Genomic DNA, 2,190 nt, shown 5'->3' with positions numbered 1-2,190 from the left:
GCCTGGCCCGGCCTGCTGCGCCGGCTGGAGCGTCAGATGCCCGGTTTCGACCGCTGAAGCCGCGGGGCCGCCCCCAGGTACCACTCCTTGGCCGCGGCAATGCGGTCGGCGGGCACGTTGCCCAGCTTGCGGCCCCAGCGCAGCGCCTGGGCCACCGCCTCACCGGGTGGCACCACTTCATTGGCCAGGCCCATGCCGTGCAGGCGCTGGGCGCTGAGCGCTTCGGTCAGCCACAGCAGCTGCATGGCCAGCGGGCGCGGCAGCTGCAGGCTCAATGCGGCGGCGGCTTCGGGCTGCGTCCACGAGAAGCAGGCGTCGTCCGCCGCGATCACCACGTCGCAGGCCAGCGCCAGCACGAAGCCGGCGTCCACCGCATGGCCCTCCACCGCGGCGATGATGGGCTTGGGGCTGCTGCGCATCACGTCCAGCAGGCCGTCGAAGGCGGCTTCAAAGCCACCGGGCCCTGGTTCGTCATGGCCGGCCGCATGCCCGTCGGCACCGGCGCAGAAATGCGCGCCGTCGCCGTGCAGCACGATGCAGTGCACCTCACCATCGTCTGCCGCGTTGTTGATGGCCTCGATGCCCGCCGCGCAGGCCTGGGCCGACAGCCGGTTGCGCGTGGCCGGGTCCTTGAGGGTGAGCAGCAGCGTGTGCTCACGGCGTTCGGTCAGCAGTTCGGAAGACATCGTCAAGACAGGCCCTGACAGGCCGATAAGGGCTGCAGGTCATTGTGTCACGCGGCCTTGTCGTCCCCCGGGCGACCGCGGGACCGCATGCTAGAGTGATTCGTTACCCCCAAGCCGCTGCTTACAACGCAACCCGACGCATGAGCGATGCTGGTGTTCGTCGCCGTTTCCGGGCGCCTGTCTGGCACCTGGGCCTCCGTGCCACTGCGGCGGCTGCCGCGGCGCTGACGTTCGCGTCGGCCGGTGCGCAGCCGGCGTCGGCGCCGGCCCAGGGCCTGTCGCCGGCGGCCGGCTTGCCGTCCCTGGCGGCCTCCACGCCCGAGGCGCGGCTGCAGGAGCTGGCGCAGGCACTGGCGCAGTTGCGCAGCGCCGAGGCCGGCCGCCAGGCGCAGACCGCGCAGCTGCTGGAACAGGTCAAGCACCTGCGCGGCCAGGTCGAGTGGCACGAAGCCGTGCTGCCCTGGCTGGGCGCGGCGCTGGCCCTGCTGGCCGGCGGCCTGGGCCTCACCGCCCGTGCGCTGCTGCGCCGCCCGCGGGCCCGGCCGGCTGCGGCGGGCGGGCGCCCGCCCGAGCCGCGTGCTTCGGTGCCGCCGTCGGTCAGCGCCTCCGCGTCGCGTCCCGGCAGCCTGCCGCCGCCCGCCCATGCCGCCCATGCGGCCGGTGCCGCCAGCGCGCCGCCCTGCGTGCCCACCCCGGCCATCGAGCCGCCGGTGGCCGAGGTGGCCGGGGTGCAGGCCGTGGCGCGCCCGCCCGCCTTGCCGCTCGCCGAGCGGCCCGAGTTCGTGTCCAGCACGCGGCCGGTGCCGCAGCTGTTCTCCATCCCCGACACGCCGGCACCGCTGCTCAGCGCCGATGCGCTGATCGACCTGGAGCAGCAGGCCGACTTCTTCATCGCGCTGGGCCAGGACGATGCGGCGGTGGAACGGCTGGTGGCCGAGCTGCGCACCGTCGATGGCCACAGCCCCATGCCCTGGCTCAAGCTGCTGCAGATCCACCGCCGCCGGGGCGACCGCGCCGCCTACCAGCGCGCGCTGGACCGCTTCCGCCAGCGCTTCGGCCCGCATGGCGCCGACTGGGAACATGCCGACGATCCGCAGCGCGGGCTGGACGACTACCCCGAGGCAGTGGCCCGGCTGCAGGCCTTGTGGCCGACACCGCAGGACGTGATGGCGCTGCTGGAGCGCCTGGTGGGCGGCTGCGAGCCGACGCTGGTGTTGTCGCTGACGGCCAGCCAGGACGCGCTGCTGCTGTACCAGCTGGCCCGCAGCTACGTGCCCGGCGCCGAGCCGGCGCCCACGCCCGACGTGGACCTGCTGCTGCCGATGGACCCGTCCGGCAGCGCCAGCCGGCCGGCGCGTTCCGGCGCGGTCGACCTGGACCTGTCCAGCGGCCTGGCGCCTCTGTAGGCTGCCCGGTCAGAGCTTGGCCAGCCGCTCCAGCGCGCGTTCCAGCGTCTCGTCCTTCTTGGCGAAGCAAAAGCGCACGATGCGCTGCTCGAAGCCGT

2 protein-coding genes are annotated in these 2,190 nt (G+C 74.1%); one reads left to right on the top strand and one right to left on the bottom strand.

Features of this window, described 5'->3' with window-relative positions; translation table 11 throughout:
• Positions 1-32: 32 nt before the first annotated feature.
• The gene (locus ABNT58_RS23850; protein ID WP_348755889.1) at positions 33-686 is read right to left on the bottom strand and encodes an enoyl-CoA hydratase-related protein; all 654 of its coding nucleotides are present in this window, start codon (positions 684-686) and stop codon (positions 33-35) included.
• Positions 687-979: 293 nt separating this feature from the next.
• Between ABNT58_RS23850 and ABNT58_RS23845 the strand changes: the two genes are divergently transcribed.
• Positions 980-2,092: a hypothetical protein gene (locus ABNT58_RS23845; protein WP_348755888.1), complete on the top strand. Its 1,113-nt coding sequence runs from the start codon at positions 980-982 to the stop codon at positions 2,090-2,092.
• The last annotated feature ends 98 nt before the right edge of the window (positions 2,093-2,190 follow it).

This window comes from uncultured Aquincola sp. (assembly GCF_964001545.1).
GTDB lineage: Bacteria > Pseudomonadota > Gammaproteobacteria > Burkholderiales > Burkholderiaceae_C > Aquincola.
The sequence above is the reverse complement of the archived record's forward strand: the minus strand, read 5'-3'. Positions and strand labels throughout refer to the sequence as shown.

What these genes read in the sequence shown, in the direction of transcription:
- ABNT58_RS23850 (WP_348755889.1), bottom strand. Translation starts at nt 686, where the DNA reads ATGTCTTCCGAACTGCTGACCGAACGCCGTGAGCACACGCTGCTGCTC.